The organism is Bacteroides sp. K03, assembly GCF_019734355.1.
Classification (GTDB): domain Bacteria; phylum Bacteroidota; class Bacteroidia; order Bacteroidales; family Bacteroidaceae; genus Bacteroides; species Bacteroides nordii.
In genome coordinates, this window is record NZ_JAASHC010000003.1 from 216,733 (window position 1) to 237,869 (window position 21,137).

At 40.8% G+C, this 21,137-nt stretch carries 13 protein-coding genes; 3 read left to right on the forward strand and 10 right to left on the reverse strand.

All coding sequences use genetic code 11. From position 1 onward, the window contains the following. Positions 1-9: 9 nt before the first annotated feature. The 5 genes from metH to HCG69_RS03485 all read right to left on the reverse strand — a co-directional run bounded on the left by metH (position 10) and on the right by HCG69_RS03485 (position 5,257). Positions 10-2,769, reverse strand: a complete 2,760-nt coding sequence (gene metH / locus HCG69_RS03465; protein ID WP_221648863.1) for a methionine synthase — start codon at positions 2,767-2,769, stop codon at positions 10-12. 34 nt (positions 2,770-2,803) lie between these two features. Beyond that, complete coding sequence (smpB, locus tag HCG69_RS03470; RefSeq protein ID WP_002561821.1) at positions 2,804-3,256, reverse strand: SsrA-binding protein; 453 nt, start codon at positions 3,254-3,256, stop codon at positions 2,804-2,806. Between the two features lie 7 nt (positions 3,257-3,263). Next, the gene (locus HCG69_RS03475; RefSeq protein ID WP_221648864.1) at positions 3,264-3,809 is read right to left on the reverse strand and encodes a Yip1 family protein; all 546 of its coding nucleotides are present in this window, start codon (positions 3,807-3,809) and stop codon (positions 3,264-3,266) included. A 32-nt stretch (positions 3,810-3,841) separates the two neighbouring features. Further along, the gene (locus tag HCG69_RS03480; RefSeq protein ID WP_195349217.1) at positions 3,842-4,675 is read right to left on the reverse strand and encodes a hypothetical protein; all 834 of its coding nucleotides are present in this window, start codon (positions 4,673-4,675) and stop codon (positions 3,842-3,844) included. 81 nt (positions 4,676-4,756) lie between these two features. Then, positions 4,757-5,257: a DMP19 family protein gene (locus HCG69_RS03485; RefSeq protein ID WP_221648865.1), complete on the reverse strand. Its 501-nt coding sequence runs from the start codon at positions 5,255-5,257 to the stop codon at positions 4,757-4,759. 408 nt (positions 5,258-5,665) lie between these two features. Here HCG69_RS03485 and HCG69_RS03490 point away from each other — a divergent pair, with 408 nt between their 5' ends. Further along, on the forward strand, positions 5,666-7,396 hold the full coding sequence (locus HCG69_RS03490; RefSeq protein WP_221648866.1) for a pectate lyase: 1,731 nt from the start codon (positions 5,666-5,668) through the stop codon (positions 7,394-7,396). A gap of 395 nt (positions 7,397-7,791) precedes the next feature. Here HCG69_RS03490 and HCG69_RS03495 read toward each other — a convergent pair whose 3' ends face one another. Beyond that, complete coding sequence (locus HCG69_RS03495; RefSeq protein WP_221648867.1) at positions 7,792-8,196, reverse strand: HsmA family protein; 405 nt, start codon at positions 8,194-8,196, stop codon at positions 7,792-7,794. 223 nt (positions 8,197-8,419) lie between these two features. Here HCG69_RS03495 and HCG69_RS03500 point away from each other — a divergent pair, with 223 nt between their 5' ends. Together HCG69_RS03500 and HCG69_RS03505 are read left to right on the forward strand one after the other, a co-directional pair. Further along, positions 8,420-9,121, forward strand: coding sequence for an iron-sulfur cluster assembly scaffold protein (locus tag HCG69_RS03500; protein ID WP_002561828.1), 702 nt, complete (start codon positions 8,420-8,422; stop codon positions 9,119-9,121). A 20-nt stretch (positions 9,122-9,141) separates the two neighbouring features. Further along, positions 9,142-10,152: a GGGtGRT protein gene (locus HCG69_RS03505; RefSeq protein ID WP_221648868.1), complete on the forward strand. Its 1,011-nt coding sequence runs from the start codon at positions 9,142-9,144 to the stop codon at positions 10,150-10,152. Positions 10,153-10,716: 564 nt separating this feature from the next. Here HCG69_RS03505 and HCG69_RS03510 read toward each other — a convergent pair. The 4 genes from HCG69_RS03510 to HCG69_RS03525 form a co-directional block, all read right to left on the reverse strand. Next, positions 10,717-12,873, reverse strand: a complete 2,157-nt coding sequence (locus HCG69_RS03510; RefSeq protein ID WP_370634115.1) for a glycoside hydrolase family 31 protein — start codon at positions 12,871-12,873, stop codon at positions 10,717-10,719. Positions 12,874-12,898: 25 nt separating this feature from the next. Beyond that, the gene (locus HCG69_RS03515; protein WP_221648869.1) at positions 12,899-15,385 is read right to left on the reverse strand and encodes a glycoside hydrolase N-terminal domain-containing protein; all 2,487 of its coding nucleotides are present in this window, start codon (positions 15,383-15,385) and stop codon (positions 12,899-12,901) included. A gap of 26 nt (positions 15,386-15,411) precedes the next feature. Beyond that, on the reverse strand, positions 15,412-18,447 hold the full coding sequence (locus HCG69_RS03520) for a chondroitinase family polysaccharide lyase (RefSeq protein WP_221648870.1): 3,036 nt from the start codon (positions 18,445-18,447) through the stop codon (positions 15,412-15,414). Between the two features lie 71 nt (positions 18,448-18,518). Next, positions 18,519-20,972, reverse strand: a complete 2,454-nt coding sequence (locus HCG69_RS03525) for a polysaccharide lyase family 8 super-sandwich domain-containing protein (RefSeq protein ID WP_221648871.1) — start codon at positions 20,970-20,972, stop codon at positions 18,519-18,521. Positions 20,973-21,137: the final 165 nt, after the last annotated feature.

Here is a 21,137-nt window from a genome sequence, read left to right on the forward strand (position 1 = left end):
TCATATCAATTAAAACAGGTTTAATTTATTTTTTTGTGCTTCTTCAAGCGATACTGTTTCTCGACGCATCATGCCACTCTTCTCACGCAATTCCTGATATTCTTTTGCCAACTCCCCAACAAGTTCCTCTTTTGCTTTCGGATTAAGTAAACGCGCTGCTACACCGGCATTCAACGAGGCATCTTTCAGATGAACCACCGGAGCATGATAAACAGGAGCAATCTTCAAAGCAGTATGCATTTTGGAAGTCGTTGCACCACCTATCAACAAAGGAATGTCCAGACCCACTTTCTCAAGTTCCATAGCTACATGAACCATTTCTTCCAAAGAAGGAGTAATCAGCCCACTCAAGCCAATCATATCTACTTTCTCCTCAATAGCTCGCTGCACAATCGTTTCAGCAGGTACCATCACCCCTAAATCTACAATGTCATATCCGTTGCAAGCCATCACTACGGCAACAATATTTTTTCCAATATCATGTACGTCCCCTTTTACAGTAGCCAATAATACTTTTCCGGCCGGAGGCGCTCCTTCCTGTTTTTCCGATTCTATAACAGGCTGCAAAACAGCCACAGCTTTCTTCATGGTACGAGCCGTTTTTACTACCTGAGGTAAAAACATCTTTCCGGCACCAAACAGTTCACCAACATGATTCATGCCCTCCATCAATGGCCCCTCAATCACATCCACTGCCTTATCATACAGTGGCAGTGCTTCCGCCAAATCTTCTTCCAGAAAGTCACCAATACCTTTCACTAATGCATACTGCAAACGTTCCTGCACAGTCCCCTCTCTCCAAGCCAGATGGGTTGAAAACTGAGAGTTAGAAGTTGAAAGTTCACCATTCTTTTCGGCCTTCAACGCTTCGGCAAGTTCGATCAGACGTTCGGCAGCATCAGGACGACGATTCAGAACAACATCCTCTATCTTTTCGAGCACATCGGCCGGAATATCCGTATAGAGTACGGAAGTAGCCGGATTGACAATTCCCATATCCATCCCTTGCTGAATAGCATGATAAAGAAAGACAGCATGCATTGCTTCGCGGATGTAGTTGTTTCCCCGGAAAGAGAATGAAAGATTACTAATACCACCACTCACATGTGCACCGGGAAGATTTTTACGAATCCAGCCGGTTGCATTGATAAAGTCGACAGCGTAATTATTGTGCTCTTCGATACCCGTAGCTACAGCAAGAACATTCGGGTCAAAAATAATATCATGCGGATTGAATCCTATCTTATCAACCAACAAACGGTAAGCCCGCTCACAGACTTCTATTTTACGGGCAGCAGTGTCTGCCTGTCCTTTTTCGTCGAAAGCCATTACCACAGTAGCAGCACCATATTGTTTAATAATGCGGGCATGCTCTAAGAACTTCTCTTCTCCTTCTTTTAAAGAGATAGAATTCACTACCGATTTACCTTGCAGGCATTTCAGTCCGGCTTCAATGACCTCCCACTTAGAAGAGTCAATCATTACAGGCACACGAGCTATATCAGGCTCCGAAGCTATCAGATTGAGGAAAGTTGTCATCTCCTGACGTGCATCCAACAACCCATCATCCATATTTACGTCAATGATCAACGCACCATCTTCTACCTGCTGACGGGCTATAGAAAGTGCTTCATCATATTTCTTCTCATTAATAAGCCGCAAGAACTTACGCGAACCGGCTACATTGCAACGCTCACCGATATTTACGAAATTGATTTCCGGTTTCACCTCCAGCAATTCCAGTCCCGAAAGCCAAAGACAATCAGGCTTAGGAGCAGGTACATGAGGCTTTGCTCCTTCTATTAAGGCCGGATATTCTGCAATATAGGCGTCAGTAGTACCACAACAGCCACCAATGATATTTATCAATCCTTCATGGATGTATTCTTTTACTTCATGAGCCATATCGGCCGGGGTCTGATCATATTTACCCAGACTATTAGGAAGCCCGGCATTCGGATAAGCACTGATGTAATAAGGTGCACGGTTGGCAAGCTGCTCAAGAAATGGCTTTAATTGCTTGGCACCAAAAGAGCAATTCAGTCCCACCGAAAGTATATTGGCGTGTTGCACAGAAGCCAGGAAAGCATCCAATGTCTGCCCCGAAAGTGTACGTCCACCCGTATCGGAAACAGTAACAGATAGCATAATGGGAACTTCAATACCTGTCTTTTTCATCGCCTGCTCTGCTGCATAGATGGCCGCCTTGGCATTCAGGGTATCAAAGATTGTTTCAATCAGAATGGCATCCACTCCTCCTTCGAGCATAGCTTCCATTTGCTGCTGATAAGCGGTAGCCAATCCATCATAGCTTAATGCACGAAAGGCCGGATTATTCACATCAGGGCTCATAGAGCAGGTCTTATTGGTAGGACCTACCGAACCTGCCACAAAACGAGGTTTTTGCGGATTCTTTGCTGTATATTCATCCGCCACTTCACGTGCCAGTTTCACAGCAGCAAGGTTGATCTCACGTACATACTCTTCTACGTGATAATCGGCCATAGAAACCGTAGTCGAACTAAAAGTATTGGTTTCGATGATATCGGCACCTGCCTCCAGATATTTACGGTGAATATCCTGAATTACATCCGGACGGGTCAGGCACAACAAATCATTGTTCCCTTTCAGTTGTCCGGGAATGTGTGCAAAACGTTCGCCACGGAAATCTTCTTCCTTTAAGTTGTATTGCTGAATCATAGTTCCCATCGCCCCATCCAATATAAGGATACGCTGGGATATTAATTGTGGAATAGTCATCTTTTTCATTGGTGCATTGGCATATTAGCACATCGGCACATTATTATCTCTTAAACATCCGGTCCATATCACGACGATCATCTTTTTCCTTCAAAGACTCGCGCTTGTCATATTGCTTTTTACCTTTAGCCAAAGCCACAACAACTTTAGCTAATCCTTTTTCGTTGACGAACATACGAACGGGCACAATGGTAAATCCTGTTTCCTTCGTTCCCCGTTCCAGCTTCTTCAACTCCTTCTTATTGAGTAACAGCTTCCTGTCTCTACGGGCTGCATGATTATTGTACGAGCCATAGAAATATTCGGCAATGTGCATATTCTTTACCCACAACTCACCTTTTGCAAAGTAACAAAACGTATCTACCAGACTTGCCTTTCCTAAGCGAATAGACTTTATCTCCGTTCCGGTGAGCACAATACCCGCAGTATAAGTATCCAGTAACTCATAGTCAAATGTAGCACGTTTATTCTTTATATTTACAGGAGCCAGTTTCATTATTTTCTTAATTTAATATTGCTGTTAGTTTATTGAACACAAATTGAATCACTGCCGGACATAGTATTAACAACAAAGACGACAAAATGGTGAATCGTAATCGGTTCTTTTCTTCAACCTGCATCACAATCGGCGCACCTTCCCATACCACATAAACGATATAGAACTGCAACAACCAGCCGATGATGCTAAAGTCAGGCAACAGTCCGGTAATTATTTTCAGCAGGAAACTGACAACCAGTGCGTATCCTGCAAACTGCTGAGTCAGAGAGATATCATCTGACATCCCAAACATCTGTACCCTCAGTTGGTTGATGGCATAAGCCGCCAAAAAGTAACCACCGAACAAGGCCACAGCCACAGCACAGCATTGCGTCATGGCTATCTGAAAACTTTGCGGACCTCCCCATCCATTGGCCAATAAAGAACCAATAAAGACAGCAAGACCACATAAACCAATCATAGGATAGACAAAAGCCACAAAGACTTTTCGCCTATCCTCTTCCAAACGAATTTCCTCCCAGGCCTTGGCCGGAGAGGAAATTAATGACATTGCTATTTTAAATAACTCTTTGTAATTCAAATTTATTCTTTAGCCTTAATTTGTACTGTGTATGTTTTAGTTTTAGTCTGCTCACTCTCCAAATCTATATTGGTATTATTCTCTTGTACCTCAATAATAATTTTTGTATTTTCATTAATAGACCCATCGAGTTTTCCTAGATTGAATGCCTTATAGAATACAAATGGATATTGATTTAAGTAGTTTACGCTGGTATAACTGGTAGAAGTATCTTTTCCATTATTATGACGCAAATACAACTTTATAGTATTCTCATCAACAGACTCATCCCGATAATGAACAAGTGTAAAATAGTGAGATAACAAACCTTCCGGTCCCATAAAGTAATCAATCTGAAGCAATAATGTACTCTCATCAAACATAATAGGTTTGTACGTAATATTTCCATAAGAAGTACTAATTGTTCCCTCCAAACCTCTGATAGGGGCTTTTGCTATTGAATCATTCGATAGTGGTTCCTCTCCTTCTTCAGGTTTATGCTGTACTGATTCTACAGTAGCATCCAACTTCGTTGCATACAACAATTGCAAATCTTTCAAAGAAGTTGAGGTTGCCGTTTTAGTCTGTGTAGCTGAGTCATACTGATAGATCACATATGCCATGCCACCATTAACCGGTTCAAAGCCCATTTGAGTCTTCATCGCAGCCAAAGAAGCGTCAGTAGGATAATACCTAAATCCGTTAGCGTCTTCAAACCAAGTGCTTCCCATATAAGAAACAACTTTAACGAAAGCATCTTCCCTTACCGTAGTATCATTCTCTCCATTCATACATGAAGTAAAACCAACGCCCATCAATACAACCAGGGCTAACATCAAAATTTTCACTTGTTTCATAAATCTATTATTAGAGTTTGCAAAGATATAAATTCCAATTCACAATAGGTAAATGCAGATACTTAAAAAATACTGCACCGACTACTTTATTATTTTTGCAAATAACTCCAAATGATCATCCAAATACCCTGCTACTGTCGCAGTTACCTGTTCTTCCATCTCAAAATATTCTTCTTCAAGTTCATCAAAAGCTTCATACTGCTCATACATTGCCATGAATTCATCCTCGGTTCGCTCTTTTTCAAGATCAGTACGATGAGCATCATATACCTTTTTCGCCCGGTAAATCAATTTGGAAAATTCTTCAGCCCCCCACAGACGCATCACTTTGGCAAAAGGATTATCAAAAATATATCCCCCATAACCATTCTGTATCAATTGACAAAAACCTCCCGTCATAATCTCATCACGAAAAATCTGATAGGCCAACAGCGAATGTTGTTCACCTGTAAGCAAAGCCATCGTTTCGGCAGTCAGTTCACCGCCTATCACTTCTTTATATTTATCAGTAAATACCTGGATAAACTCATCCATCCCTTCACCCGCAGCTTTTTGCAGAGCAGCATCTGTTACTTCTATCATAAATGTGTTCCTGTTTATATAATGTTGCAAAGTTACGAACTTTATCAATGAAATACCTTTTTTTGTCCATAAATTTTATATTCACATTATTATATGCGCGCGCAGGCGTATTTTCTTCTTTTTTTAAAAGAAAAATCCCCGTGTAATTAATAGAGGGTAGGGTACCCTACCCTCTATTAATTACACGGGGATTTTATTATAAGAATATTCAAGTTATCGGTAATAGGATGCAGATGTAATGGCGCACATCAATATATGTAATGCTCTGCCACATATATTGTTACGGAGCATTACATATATTGGCTTTTTGCTTACAAAAGCCAAAACTTACACATAGAAGAATAATATATCCACATACAAAAAAGAAATAATGCCGATTTTTGCAGAAAACAAAAGTATTAATCAGTTATGAAACGAATCATTACTCTATTTTCCATATTAGTTATGGCAACGGTAGCCGGCTGTGGACTCCATGCACAAAACACACCTGCTTTTCCGGGAGCAGAAGGATTTGCCCGGTATACCACCACAGGTGGACGAGGAGGAACAGTTTATCGTGTTACCAATCTGAATGATAGCGGAGCAGGATCACTCCGGGAAGGACTTAAAAGTAGTAACCGTATTATTGTTTTTGATGTATCAGGAACTATCGCTCTGGAAAGTACGCTCGAAATAAAAAATAATAATATAACCATTGCCGGACAAACAGCTCCCGGAGATGGTATTTGTATCAAAAACTATTCCGTAGTAGTAAAAGCCAGCAATGTTATCATCCGCTTCATTCGTTGCCGGATGGGCGATGAGAAAAAAACAGAAGATGATGCGATGTGGGGACGCAATCAGAGTAATGTAATCATAGACCATTGTACTATGAGTTGGAGTACCGACGAATGTTCTTCTTTCTACGGAAACAAAAATTTCACCATGCAATGGTGCATTTTAAGCGAGAGCCTCACTAATTCGGTACACGGTAAGGGTTCACATGGATACGGTGGTATTTGGGGTGGTGAAGGTGCTACCTTCCATCACAACCTGCTGGCGCACCATAAGAGTCGCACACCCCGGCTTTGCGGTAGCCGCTATACAGGAAGACCGGATGATGAAATAGTAGATTTGCGTAATAACGTGTTCTATAACTGGGGACCGACAAATGGTGGATATGCCGGAGAAGGAGGAAATTATAATTTCATTAACAACTACTACAAACCAGGTGCTTCGACAGCAACAAAAGACAACATTACTTACCGCATCTTTTCACCGAATGCCGACGACGGGACACAAACCAATGCGCCCGGTGTATGGGGAGTATTCTATGTATCAGGAAACTATTTCGATGATAGCTGTTCTAAGCTAAGCAGTAAATCAAAAACAAATATTGCCAAGACAAATGCAGACAATTGGGTAGGCATTCACCCGAACACCAATAATGGTGCATTGCCCGAAGGAAACATCGAAAATATCAAAAGTCCCGTAGAGTTTGAAACAGCTTCTACCACTACCCATACTGCAATCGCAGCCTATGAAAAAGTACTGGACTACGTGGGGGCAAGCCTGAAACGTGATGTAATAGACGCTCGTGTTATCTCTGATGTCAGAAATGGAAATTATACTTTCGAAGGTTCTAATGGGAGTAGTAACGGACTCATTGATTCACAAACTAATAGTGAAGGCTACATCACATATCATTCGACAGCTAAGCCTGTGGACAGTAATAATGACGGAATTCCCGATGATTGGGCAGCGAAATATCTTCCACAAGGAAAGACCTACAAAGATATTGATCCTGAAACCGGATACTGTTATCTGGAACTATATATCAACAGCCTGGTAGACGAACTCATGAAAGCCGGATATGAAAATGCCGAATCGTCGCCAAGCAAAGATGACTTCGGGCTAACAGGAACACCAACAGGAATAGAAAAAGCGACAGACCTTCCCGGCCTGTCTCTCCATAAAGAAGGCAATAAGATTGTAATTTCAGGATTAGAAGGAAAAAGTGTCATCGAGATTTATGACTTGATGGGACGGTTTCAAAGTTCACAGACAAGTAACAGTACACTACAAGAGTTCACTCTCCTTCAGCCTGCTATTATCAGAGTAACTGATAACAGGCAAACAAAGAGTTTTAAAGTCCTTTAATGAGGGACTAAGGGATTTACGATTGGACGATTTACTATTTACGATTGAAGAGTTACTCTTAATTACAAATAAAGTAATTTCAATCGTAAATAGTAAATCGTCCAATCGTAAATCCTTTAACACTATTAATACAAGAATCTCCATTCCTATCTTTATCAAACAAGAATACGTACTTTTATATCCTAAAAATACGATAGTTTATATACATAAAGTACGCACTTAACATCCTATTAAATACGTACTTTTACACTCAAAGAATAGTATAGTTTGTAAACTAAGAATCAACGTATTACACAGAAACAGACGATAAATCATCGTTCTTCTTTATTCCATCCGACAACAGATAATTACTTTTTTGACAACTATCCGTCATCCGAAAAAGAATACACTTTAGCTTAATGATGTAGCGACATACCTAAGTACATTCCAATAAAATAAGGAATCAACCAGATGCACCATACAAAAATACTGAACCTGTTGAAATGAGCCTTCGCCGCAGCAGATCCCTTCGTATAAGTCCAGATAGCCCACATAGCGTGTACCAGCATCAACAGAATGGCAATAACACCTGTCACAGTATGTATCTCATCATGTAAATGAGTCATATGAGCAATACTCTTCATCAATCCCGTCCCCACGGTATCTGCTACCAGCCCGAAGAGAAAAAACAATATGTGCCAGAATTTAAGTTTCCCCTGCACATGTTCTCCCCACACTCCTATCGTGTAGAAAACCAAAGCAGCTGTTATAACAGAAATAGCTGCTATTAAATAGTGTATATCTATCTGATTAAGTTCCATAATTACATTTTTCAAAAAACAACAAACTCTGGGAGGAATAGTTCAGATATTAAAATGTAATCTCCACATTACAATATACGAACCCCGTCTCTTCTATTTCATTCTTTTCATAAAAAAGTAATAAAAGCCGATTTGCAAAAACCAATAAAACGAGTACCTTTGCGTGCGATTTGAGAATCGTGACTACGTATTTTTAATTATATCACTTAAAAAAGAGCTAATTATGACTTATTCACACGAAGTGGAACACATGTGTGTTGTAAAGAAGGGTCCTAACCACGGACCGGCTCCCATACCCGAAGAAGGAAAATGGGTAAAATCAAAAGAAATTGTTGATATTTCAGGTCTGACACACGGTGTAGGTTGGTGTGCTCCTCAGCAGGGTGCTTGTAAACTTACTCTGAACGTAAAAGAAGGTGTAATCCAGGAAGCTCTGGTTGAAACTATCGGATGTTCGGGTATGACTCACTCAGCCGCTATGGCTGCTGAAATTCTTCCGGGAAAAACTATCCTCGAAGCATTGAATACCGACCTTGTTTGCGACGCAATCAATACTGCTATGCGCGAACTTTTCTTACAGATTGTTTACGGACGTACTCAGTCAGCTTTCTCAGAAGGTGGTCTGATCATCGGTGCCGGTCTGGAAGATTTGGGTAAAGGTCTCCGTAGCCAGGTAGGTACTTTGTATGGTACATTGGCTAAAGGTCCTCGTTACCTTGAAATGGCTGAAGGTTATATCAAGAATATTTTCTTGGATAAGAACGATGAAATCTGCGGATACGAATTCGTACACATGGGTAAGTTCATGGACGAAATCAAAAAAGGAACCGATGCTAACGAAGCTTTGAAAAAAGTAACCGGTACATACGGACGCGTAACAGCAGAACAGGGAGCAGTTAAACACATTGATCCACGTCACGAATAATATAAGGAGGAAAAGAAACTATGATTAGAGAAGTAAAATTTGAAAGTCAAGACCGTCGTATCAAAGGTATCATTGAAGCCTTGAACGCTAACGGCATCAAAGACATCGAGGAAGCTAACGCAATCTGCGAAGCTGCCGGACTTGATCCTTATAAAACGTGTGAAGAAACCCAGCCTATCTGTTTTGAGAATGCAAAGTGGGCTTACGTAGTAGGTGTTGCTATCGCTATCAAAAAAGGTTGCAAAAATGCTGCTGATGCTGCCGAAGCTATCGGTATCGGTTTGCAGGCATTCTGTATCCCGGGTTCAGTAGCCGACGACCGTAAGGTTGGTATCGGTCATGGTAACCTGGCTGCTATGTTGCTGCGCGAAGAAACTAAATGTTTCGCATTCCTGGCAGGTCACGAATCATTCGCTGCTGCTGAAGGTGCAATCAAAATCGCTGCAAAAGCTGATAAAGTACGTAAAGAACCATTGCGTTGTATCCTGAACGGTCTTGGAAAAGACGCTGCTCAGATCATCTCTCGTATCAATGGCTTTACTTATGTTCAGACTCAGTTTGATTATTATACAAGCGAATTGAAAGTAGTTCGCGAAATCGCTTACTCTGATGGCGAACGTGCAAAAGTAAAATGCTACGGTGCTGATGATGTTCGCGAAGGTGTAGCTATCATGTGGAAAGAAGGCGTAGACGTATCTATCACAGGTAACTCTACTAACCCTACTCGTTTCCAACATCCAGTTGCAGGTACATACAAAAAAGAACGTACACTGGCAGGTAAGCCTTACTTCTCAGTAGCTTCAGGTGGTGGTACAGGTCGTACTCTTCACCCAGATAATATGGCTGCCGGTCCTGCTTCTTATGGTATGACAGATACTATGGGTCGTATGCACTCAGATGCTCAGTTCGCTGGTTCTTCATCTGTTCCTGCTCACGTAGAAATGATGGGATTCTTAGGAATTGGTAACAACCCGATGGTAGGTTGTACTGTGGCTTGTGCTGTTGACGTAGCTCAGGCTTTGAGCAAGTAATTATAACGATTACGACATATTAAATCCCTGTAACTGATAAGGTTATGGGGGTTTTTATTTTAAGTTATCTACAATATTCATCCCCTATTCCGATACTCATTTCCTCTTGCTATTCTTCTTATAATTAGCTGTGATCGGATGCTGGAGTTCTATATGCGTGGAGTCTTTTGCATTCAGTGTAAAACAATTTTTCTTTACAACCTTTTGCTAGTACATCAATCAGGCAGTCGCCTTGCAACTTCTTACCTTTCAATTTGATTTCTACAATACGTCCAGGCGTTCCATCCAGCCTGTATCCGTAAACAGGCTGGATGTTATAATTAATAGTAATCAGGTCATCTGCCCGGGTATAAGATGAAAACACCCCAAAAAAAATATAATATTACTTTTTTCCACATATAATGTAATAGATTAAACTTATCCCACTAACAAATAAAGAACTGCAGGATATAAATCATAAGTATACAACTATTCTATTATTCATTGGGATTATAACAAAATTAATGATCAATAAAATCCACACAATCAATCCATTTCACCGATTTAATACCAAATATCATTTTATCAAAAAGTATCCGTCATGAAACGCCATGTAATCTTCCCTATAGAATTCGGTCTCCCTTTCTCGGCTTTTGAAATATACCCCTTAGGTTTTCCGTTTCTATCATGTGACACGCTGATTTCTCTCCACGAATACATTCCTTTCTCATAATCAAATGTCTCTCCATCATCGTCATACAAATGGTAAGTACCATCCGCTTTACCGTAATGACGGATTTCCAAACTTATCTTTTCGCCTGGTTTCGGCGCATGAAGCCTTGGTTCCATCATCGGAATAATTGCACCGTCTTTTACATACACAGGGATACGGTCCAATCCTGGTGCAACAGTAATCGTCTCTCCGTTACCCACGTATGCACCGGTATAAAAATCATACCAATTCCCTGTCGGAAGAACAACTTTACGTTCTGTCTGTCCGGTAAATAACGGAGCAACCAACAAATATTCACCTGCCATATACTGGTCTTTTATCTCTTTGGTCACCGCCTCAAGATACGGATTATTTTCCAAACTTTTCTCTTTCAGTTCAGAGGTTATCATCCCATCCAAAGTAAACCCCGGTTCTAAACTCATCCCCCGAAAAGGAGGTATACCATCAAAATGATACCGGGCAAATTCTGTATACCAATAAGGCATCATCTGCATACGAAGCAGTGCATACTCTTTCACTTGTTCGGCCACTTCCGGAAATGTCCAAGGCTTCGTATCACTATTCCATGCATCGATCATTGCCATCGGTGAAAATACAACTGTTTGAAAACGGCGCAACCATTCTTCCGCAGAATGAGAACTACGTACTTCCGGAGTCCACAACACACCGCAATAACCAGAGTTAATCAATGCTGTTATAAAATCAGAATGGTTATAATAATCATTATACAACACATAAGGGAAAGAATTTGCTCCGGCATTGGATGCACGTACCAATCCATAAGTACGTTTATTATACTTTCTAAAAAGTTCGTTTGTTGTACGTTGTGCCAACACTCCATACGTTTGTCTCATTTGTTCAGCCGAAATTCCCGAAGGAAAGGTTGCTACATCCGGCCAAATCCAACGGTCAAATCCATCCACTTCATCTATTTTATACCCGCTGACTCCTATACCGATATGTTCTTGTATCAGTTTGTCCTGAAACAACCGTTTTGCCTTGTCATTTGCCAAATCCGGCACAATGCCGTTCCATACCGTATGAGAACCGCTAACCGGATACATATCTTTGTATAATTTTGAATCAGGTGAAATATAAGGATTGGTCCATAAATTAACACGGATACCCTTATCCATAAGCCTTTTTACAAAACCAACCGGATCGGGATAACGTACAGAATCCCACTCCAAAGTACACGGATAAGCTTTACTTTGCCAACCAGGTTCCAAACCGATAAAATCAAGCGGATAACCATGACGCTCGAACTCTTCCACTTCATTTTCCACTTGTCTCGATGTATAAAGTGTCGGTGTACGTTGTGTAAATCCCAATCCCCAACGAGGAGGCAAAGTACCGCCACCACATAAAAGGTTATAACGTCTGACCACATCCATGGGGGTAAGACCTGCAAACAAATAAATTTCGGCACCGGGAGCAGGCACCAAAATGGAAACTGCATCCGAATAAGGTTGTGCAGTCCAAGTTTTATCCGTATTACGATCTTTTGCTTTCTCTGCATTGGGGCTGTCTTTTTTAATACCATTCCCTGCATAAACGGTTAAATAACGGGCCGAATTCACCAGAATACCGTATCCTTGACTGGATATGTAAAACGGAACCGGAGCATGTGTTCGACCATTATCTCTGCCACCATAATGATCCACATGTAAATTCAAAATCTTACCCCGTTGATGTATTGTTTGAAAATTAAGTCCGAACCCATATAATTGTTCCTTTGGCTGCAAAGGAATATACAAAACAGTTTTTCCATCTTGTACGTTCCCTCCTATTTCAAAAGCCAATGCAGGCAGTGTCATTTCCGGTAACCGATTAAAGCCATCCAATTTCGGAGCAACACCTGCCGCTTTCAATAAAGAATAATTTTCAGGGGTTCCCACCACTCCTTTCCATACACCGGGAACCACCTGCTCCCAACTGATTTGTGCAATAAGTTGTATCTCTGTCCCCAAAAGCAGCATAACAACCATCATACACTTCTTCATGATCATACATTTCTTCATGATAACACAAACTTTATTTTTTATTCAACTCAATTAAATAAGACTCATCTTTACGGGTTTTAAAACAAATCTTATCTACTCCTTCAATTCGATATTTTATAATATTTCCTTTAGTATCAGTCACAGTCACTTTCTCAAATCCCGGATAACTTATAACACAAGGATTTCCTTTCCGAGAATTAATACTTATTCTTTTCAATTGTTCTTCTTCCCAAGAGACGGATACCTCAAAATTCCCCCGGGCTACCAAACCGCTATATTTTCCTGATTTCCAAGCTTTCGGTAACGCCGGCAATGGGAAAATAGTTCCATCATGGCTTTGTAACAACATCTCCGCTATACCAGCCGTACTACCCAAATTCGCCTCAATTTGATAAGGAGAGCGCAAAACTGCAATACAGTTGGTCCACAAATTATCCAATACAGACGTTTTCAACAAATCCTGCAATATTTGATGGGCATGATTCCCGTCTTTGAGACGCGCCCATAAATTCAACTTATGGGCCAGTGACCAGCCCGTAAAATTATCACCCCGCAAATCCAATGTTGTCTTAGCAGCTTTCAACCACTCAGGAGTATTACTGTTAATTATCGTACCAGGATATAACCCGATTAGATTAGATATATGACGATGATTCTTTTCCAGGACAATATCATCATAATATTCCTCCTCACGATATTCCTTTATCTGACCGGACTTGCCTACAAGTACCGGATCCAAATACTTAATTTGCTTTTTAAGTTTACTCAAAAGCGGATCTTTATCCTTCAATATTTTGGCTGAAGCCAAAACATCTGCATAGTTTTCATAAATCATCTGCTGATCAAATGCACAACCTAATGAAGGATAAGGCTTTCCGGTAATTTTACTAAACTGTTCGGGAGAAGAAGAAGGATAAGCCAAAACATACCCCAATGTATCACAGACAGTTTTACTAAGAAAACGTGCCATACCCGATAAGGCCGGATATGAAACTTCTTTCAGAATATCGATATCGGAAGTAAATGCATAATAATCCCAAAACAACTTGGAAGTAAGACCACCAGTTCCCGGTCCTGAATGTCCACCCGGTGCTCCGATAAAAAAAGCACCTGCCCCGGCTCCGACAATCCAACCATTCCCTCCTTTTTCCGGCGAATAAGCTTCGGGATGATATTTTTTAATATAAGTTGATGCCACCTGTTCAGCCGTTTCCCGATAAGCCTTATAATAATCAACATAGCTTTCAAACAATTCGGCCAAATTGGTATTAAAGACAGGCCAGTAATTCATCTGTATATTGATATTATGAGTATAATTACCATTCCAGGGAGCCAGCTCATACTGATTCCATACCCCTTGCAAAGTAGGTGGAAGGGTACCTTTCCGAGAAGTACTGATTAATAAATAACGCCCATACTGAAACAATAACTCTTCCAGATAATTGCTCTGTTTCCCCTTTTTGTAATCAGCCAATAACCGGTCAGTCGTTATCTGCGGCAACTCTTCACCCAAATCAAGGTAAACCCGGTCGAAAAAGGATTTATAATCTGAAAGATGATTTTCTAACAATTCCTTATATCCTTTTTCCTCTGCTTTCCTTAATGTTTTCACAATCTGTTCATGCGGATCTATACCATTAACCAGTTTCTTCGCAGGAGGATTAGAAAAAACAGCATGGTCCAATTGGTAATTCGTTCCTAACGTAAACAAAACAAGTGCCGAATCTGCGCGTTCAATACGAATCATTCCATTACCACCATCAGAATCACTGTATGAACTCAGCTTTCCTCCATAGGGAATCACCTTTATGCCTCCTTCATAAATCATACGTAAATACTCTGTTTCCCCACGCAAAGTTATTCCGTTTCCTTCCGCACAAACCTTCCCACTACGCCCGTTATTACTAAAACGGGTTTGTGTCGGCCCGCTCAAATAACCTATAGTTACAGAATCGGTACGCTGAAGCACTCCAAAAGGTACCAAATAAGGTATCTGGGCACGGACATTAAAAGTCAGTTTTCCCGGTTGATCCGCAGTCAACCTAATAGCCAACACATTATCCGGATAGCTCGCAAAATATTCACGCTCATAAGTAACTCCATCATGTTCATAACTTACCCTGCAAATTCCGTCATTGAGTGTCAAACTCCGTTCGTACCGGGAATATGTGGTATGAAAAAAGTCCAGATACAAATCAGCAAAAGCCGTCTGTGTCTCTACTCCCCACAACCCCTTTATATGCAAGGTCTTATCAGTTATCTGTATTCTTTCAGTATCCATACGCCCAAAGATGGATGCTCCCATATACCCATTTCCGATAGGTAAAGAGGAGTTCTCCCAATCAAGGTCAATAGGACGGTCACTTTCATTCGGACGAAAAACCGCCCCATTGTTCGGGGCCGGTGAATCATACCATAGTTTATAAATCTTTCGATGAAAATCAACCGACCGGTCTCCAGCCATTGCCAAAACCGGCAGTAAACAAAATAAAACGACTATTAAAATTCTTACTTTCATACTTTACTTGAAACTAATTTCTAATTCTATTTTCGCAATACCACATCAAAACCGGCTGCATTCCGACAACTAAAACGTAATACAGTCTGTTTCTTATCAGCAGAAACAAGCTTGCAATAAGGTGTTTCAGTTACTTTCCACTGCCCTTTCAACGTAATGGTAACAGAAATTTCAGCACTTTCATTATTAATCCAAGGACGGGAGTAAATACTGCGTTCGATACGTTTTCCCTGTTCGTCGTATATATCGTCTGAAGGACCGCGATATAGTGCCAAGTCCGGTTGGCATACGGTAAGTATTGCTTCTTTTTTATTTTCACGCAACATAACGAGACAGGAAGTATCGACCTTTTGTACAAGGCCTTTCGGAAGTACATCCGGAGTTTCAAACAAGATATAAGAAGTAGTATTACTCTTCAGATCACATACGATATGGGCATTACGGTCTTTCTGCAATACCTTATAAGATGGTTTTTTAATAAATGCTTCCATTACCGCCTGGTCGGTTTGAGGAAGAACGGCATATTCATAGGATGCTCCCTTAGGGGCTTTACCATGGTCTACTGTCAATGTAACCCAGTCACCGGAGTTTTCTTTACCAGTATTCTGCATACGGGAATATTGTGGGAAATTTTTCTCGAATTTGGTGGCTACGGGCGTATAATAACCTGTCCCGACAGGGTCTATCCAATACTTTTCATTTCCTTCATAGGCTTTCCAGAAATTACGGTCGGTATCATTCTTTACGGCAAGCTGGAAGATGGTGGTTTCCGTCGGATAATCATTGTTGGTATTTTCGATATCCGAACCGAGACACACGATTATGCCGTCGAAAAAATGGTAAGATTTACGGGCACGATGGGAACCGTTGTACTTGTCATGTTCGTGAAGTTTCATGCCGAAATTCCCGTTCATCCCTTCCTGTGACAGACCACCGGCAAAAGCCTCGTCCGAGTACAGCATTTCTTCATATCCTGAGAATACGTCTACGTTGAGAACATTGGCTTCCAATTGGTCTACAGGAAGATGAATCGCTGTAGTTCCGGGAATACGTCCCCAATCAAAGCCCTCTTCCTGCCAATCGCCACTGGTAGAGGATACTTCTTCTCCTTGGGGAGCTGTCATGATTTGCAGGCTACCATGCCCTAAGTAACGTCCGAAAAGATTTGCTCCCAGATATTGTTCGGCTGCCCATAAATAACGGGAGTGCCCACGGGCTACAGCCGACCAATTGTTCCGACGTTGCACTGATACACATGCATACCCCATTGCTTTGTTACCTTCGGGATCTTGCTCCGGGGTAAATCCTTTAGCAGACAATAAGCTTGTGAACTGCTTTTCTTGTTTACTACATTCGTAGGGCTTTTCTATCAGACGTAAATAAGCTCCGGCCATATCGGCATCTATTTCCTGTTTACGGTCGGGAGAACCCGCAAGCGCCATAATAGCATAATGTTCAGGAATCAATTCCCCTTTCCCGTTCGGATGGCGTCCGGACATGGAAAGAGGGAAGCTACGTTTGTTACAGTAGAAACGCATGGTAAGAAGTACTTCTTTAACAGTCTGATGGGCCAGTTCGGAAATGGCGAATCCAGTACGACTTAACAGATAAATCATATCGATAGCTCCGGTTAATCCGCCTGTGGCATAAGCCGGATAATTATTGCAGTGATGGAAAGCGCTCCCATCCACCTTAAAACCACCGGATAATCCATTTGATGGCCGACAAGCATAATCCATCCAACGTGAAAATGACTTCAGATATTGAACCTTTTCGGGAGTATCATTCATAATCAATATACTTGCCAAACGACCGGTAATCTGTGTATTGAGCACGTCAATATTGATACCATTGCCAACCGGTTTAGGAAATACATCATTCGTAATGGCATACCATTGAAGCATTTTCATAGCCTCGTCCAGACGTTGGTTCTCATGCAGCACCTCCTTCATCAGGAAACATGCAGTATATAAATTCCGCATCGAATACCCGTAATGATGAATATTCCCCCAACAACTGCCATAGTTTATCCCTTGATCTATAGCATGATCATACATTGCCAGAAATTTATCTTTCATCTCAGTTTTAATCAAACTGTCAGGAGCATTATTATAAGCAACCGCAACCCGTTTCATCCAATTAAAATAATCTTTTATCGCAACACCCAATTCACTTGCTTTTTGAGAAGCATCTTTTCCTGTTAAATTAAACAATCTCTCGAAAGCCTGAATAGCATTAAAAAACAAAGGTACTCCATGAATACATCCGTCCACATATTCAATTCCATATTCCTGATATTTTTTTCGGATAGCCATTATCTCTTGTTCCGATAAATCCTGAGGTTCATATATCTTCTTTCGAAAACGGCTTTCAATCTCTTTAAAATCTTGTTTATCCGTTGCCGTAACGGGACGGAGTACAATATCCGGCCGTAATTTTGATTTATTATACAGAACCATCCAATGATTCATGGTTTTCTTGTTGACAAAAGGAACCTGTACATCCGGTGTCTGATGGCGAGGATCGACTTTTGCTGCAGTAATCAAATGGTCGATATATAGTTCACCCTTCATATCAGGGGCCGTTATACGGATTTCATTCATACCTTCTTCCGGTGTACCTTGCATATCGCGCTCATAAGCTACCCACGCAGCTCTCCATCCGGTGAAATTAATATAAAAAGGGAAAGAAGTGCAGACCTTCCCATCTTTCAAAAACTCAAACCGGACAGTCTTATCCACCGCATGTTCATTATACACCCATACAATAAAAGTAGATAAATATAAATCCTCTCCCTTGGGATCTTTTTTCTCAAAACAGAGATTTTTTTTGAAAGATAAACTTCCATTGGGTTTAAACTCCCAACGTAATGATTGCTTTCCGTCTTTATTGTGCTTAGTAGAAATAGAGAAAGTGGATTGTCGGCTTTCAATACAATCAGACACAGTATGTTCTTCAAAAGAAAACAGTCTCTCATGTTTGAGAATCTGTGCCGAAGCCATAAATGACATCCCCCACAAGAAAAAGATAAGCACTTGAATATATTTATTGATTATTTTCATAATCTGCTACATATTATTTTATACAATAAGTTCACTGCCGAACATTTAATCCTGACAACAATATTTCTACTCTATTTACTACATATTACCGTTGAAGGTTTCCCTCCGAGTTCACCCTGAGGAACAGAAATATTAATAATGCGCCCATTAAAATACAACGCAATTTCATTCAAGTCAGTATTCATACAAGCATCGGTCACTGTTATAATAAAGTTATCCGATTCTTCCTTTATCAATACCGCACAAGGCGCAGAAACGGTCAAAGACACATTATCAGCTTCCAGTCCCCGGTGTCCCGGATAAAATATACTTTCAATAATCTTCCCATCAACAGAACATGCCGCTTGTACCAATGTATCGTTCCGTAATACACGGAAAGGGAGTTTGTCTTCCGGCTGTCCTTTACCGGCATAAACAACATATCCATAAGTATCATTCACCGGAGTCTGTCCGTGATCTACCCACGCATGCAATATATCTATCCGCTTCGGAAGCCCTTTCTTTTTCTCATTATTATTATTCATCTGTTCCCATCTGGCTTTTATACTTTCACAAGTGACAAACGCTTTCTGCGTAAACTCCGGTAAAATACGGTAAGCAAACTGCCCTTCCTGTATTATCCACGTATTTCCATTCAGAGAGTTACTCCCCTTACCAAGCTTCTTCTTTATTCCATTCTCAAGAAGATAAACTGCCGACAGATGACTGGTCTGATCAATGGTAGTCCGTATATTCCCCTCCAGTTCCGGTTTATCATTGGTCACTCCCGCTCCAAGGGCCAAAAAATAGTCTCCAAACATAAAATACCCCTTATAGGCCTTGAAATCATACAAAATAGAATTTTTGATTTCTCTACTTCCACGGTCATTCACTCCATCCTTGTCTGAAGCATTCATTTTCTCGAAAATATATCCCCCCACTGCGTAATCTCCACCATCTGTAGCTCCGGCGGCAAAATTATGTTTACTGCAATATCCACGCCAATTCTCAGCCGGATTCAGCTTTTCCATTCCTTCACGGGCCGTCACTCCGGGATATCCTGTCACATCCCAACCACCCATAATTCTAAAATACTCATCACCGGAACGTTGGAATAACGTCAGTCCGTCTGTTGTATAGAAGTTATAACAATCAGCAAAAGAAGGAGCACTCTCCAAACCGTCACAACGAATAGAAGCCATATTTACCATGATATGGTAATCCGGTGTTTTTTTTATCAAATCGTCATTATTAAAGAACCATCTTGTACCTTGATACATACCGGAACAATAATTTCCCATCCTGATATCATTCCGGTCCACCTCCTGTTTCAACTGTAACAATTCCTGTTGTTCTTCAGGAGAAAACGAGTCTTTCCAATTCATCACGACATTATTCAGCAGTCCAGCATAAGGTATAGCCCTCCTTTTCGGATCATAAACCGCTGAATATCGATCTAAGCATGGCAAACGATATCCTTTATAATAGTACCAGTTACCTCCCCGGAAAAAGTTCATTAGTGCAGCCGTATTCTCCGGTTTTAACTTCTTCTCCCATGGCGTTCCTTTCAAGGTATTCAAAATATTCAATGCAGAGCCTGTCCCGTCAATAGGATATCCCCAAATAAGGCACTGATTACCATGTCCCCATCCTGCACCGTCAGCAGTAAACCCTTCTCTCCAAAATGCTTCATAATAAGTGTTCTGTGAAGTAACGCTGATAGCACCTAAACAAACCTCGGCCACTACGTCAACCATCGGTATAGAACTAAACATAGCTGCTACCGGCAAGAGTGCACGGTATCCCAGGCCATTACCTCCAACCCACCATACATGGTTACGAAAGCGCTCTGCTGACACTACATTCTTATCCGTCTCATCTTTTCTATAAGGCTGTGTCCAAGCTTGCAGGCCTACAGTTTTTAACATTTCACAAGCTTCAGTCACCAAGCGTCCTGCTTTTCCTGCTTCCGCTTTGTCCATTTCATTAAGATAACAAAAATAAATATTGACAGCCATAGTAGGAGTGCCAAAACAAGAATCAAGAAAACGGGTGGTTTCATTAGGTCGTCCTGCCTCCAAAGCGGTATAATGAATGATTGATTTCCATACCTTATCCGAGGCAGCCACTTCAGCGGATAATTCTCCTCTACGATAAGCATCACCGATTATCCAAAGGCGGCTCAAAGCTGTACCTACTACATCGGCAGCAATATTCTGCACCTCTCTTAAAGGTCTTTGGGTCTCACTTTTCTGCTGATATTCCTGTTCCTTTTTCTTTAAATCTCCAAAAAATCCATTCGTATCAATCATATCCAAACACTGTTCAGCAGTAAGAGACTTCCCCAATTGGTGATAACGGTAAGGGTGCGTTGCAAAACCAACACGAAGTTTTTTCATTGCTTCTTTCTTTTCTTTATCACTTACTCTCAAGCCTTCATTATAGTAACGACGGCAATTATCAATAGCACTTTGCTTTTCTGCTTTTTGTCCATAGCCTGTCAAGCTAATTACCAAAAACGATAAAATCAAAAATCCCTTTTTCATTTCCGTATCTTTGCTAATATTTCTGTTTTTACTAAAAAATATCAAAGTTAAATAATAAAATTGGTTAATATTTATCCCAAAATTTAGATTGACAATTTGACACAATACACCAATATGCTGCATGGTAAGTAATATACCGGTATATTGGTGTATCGGTACTTAAGT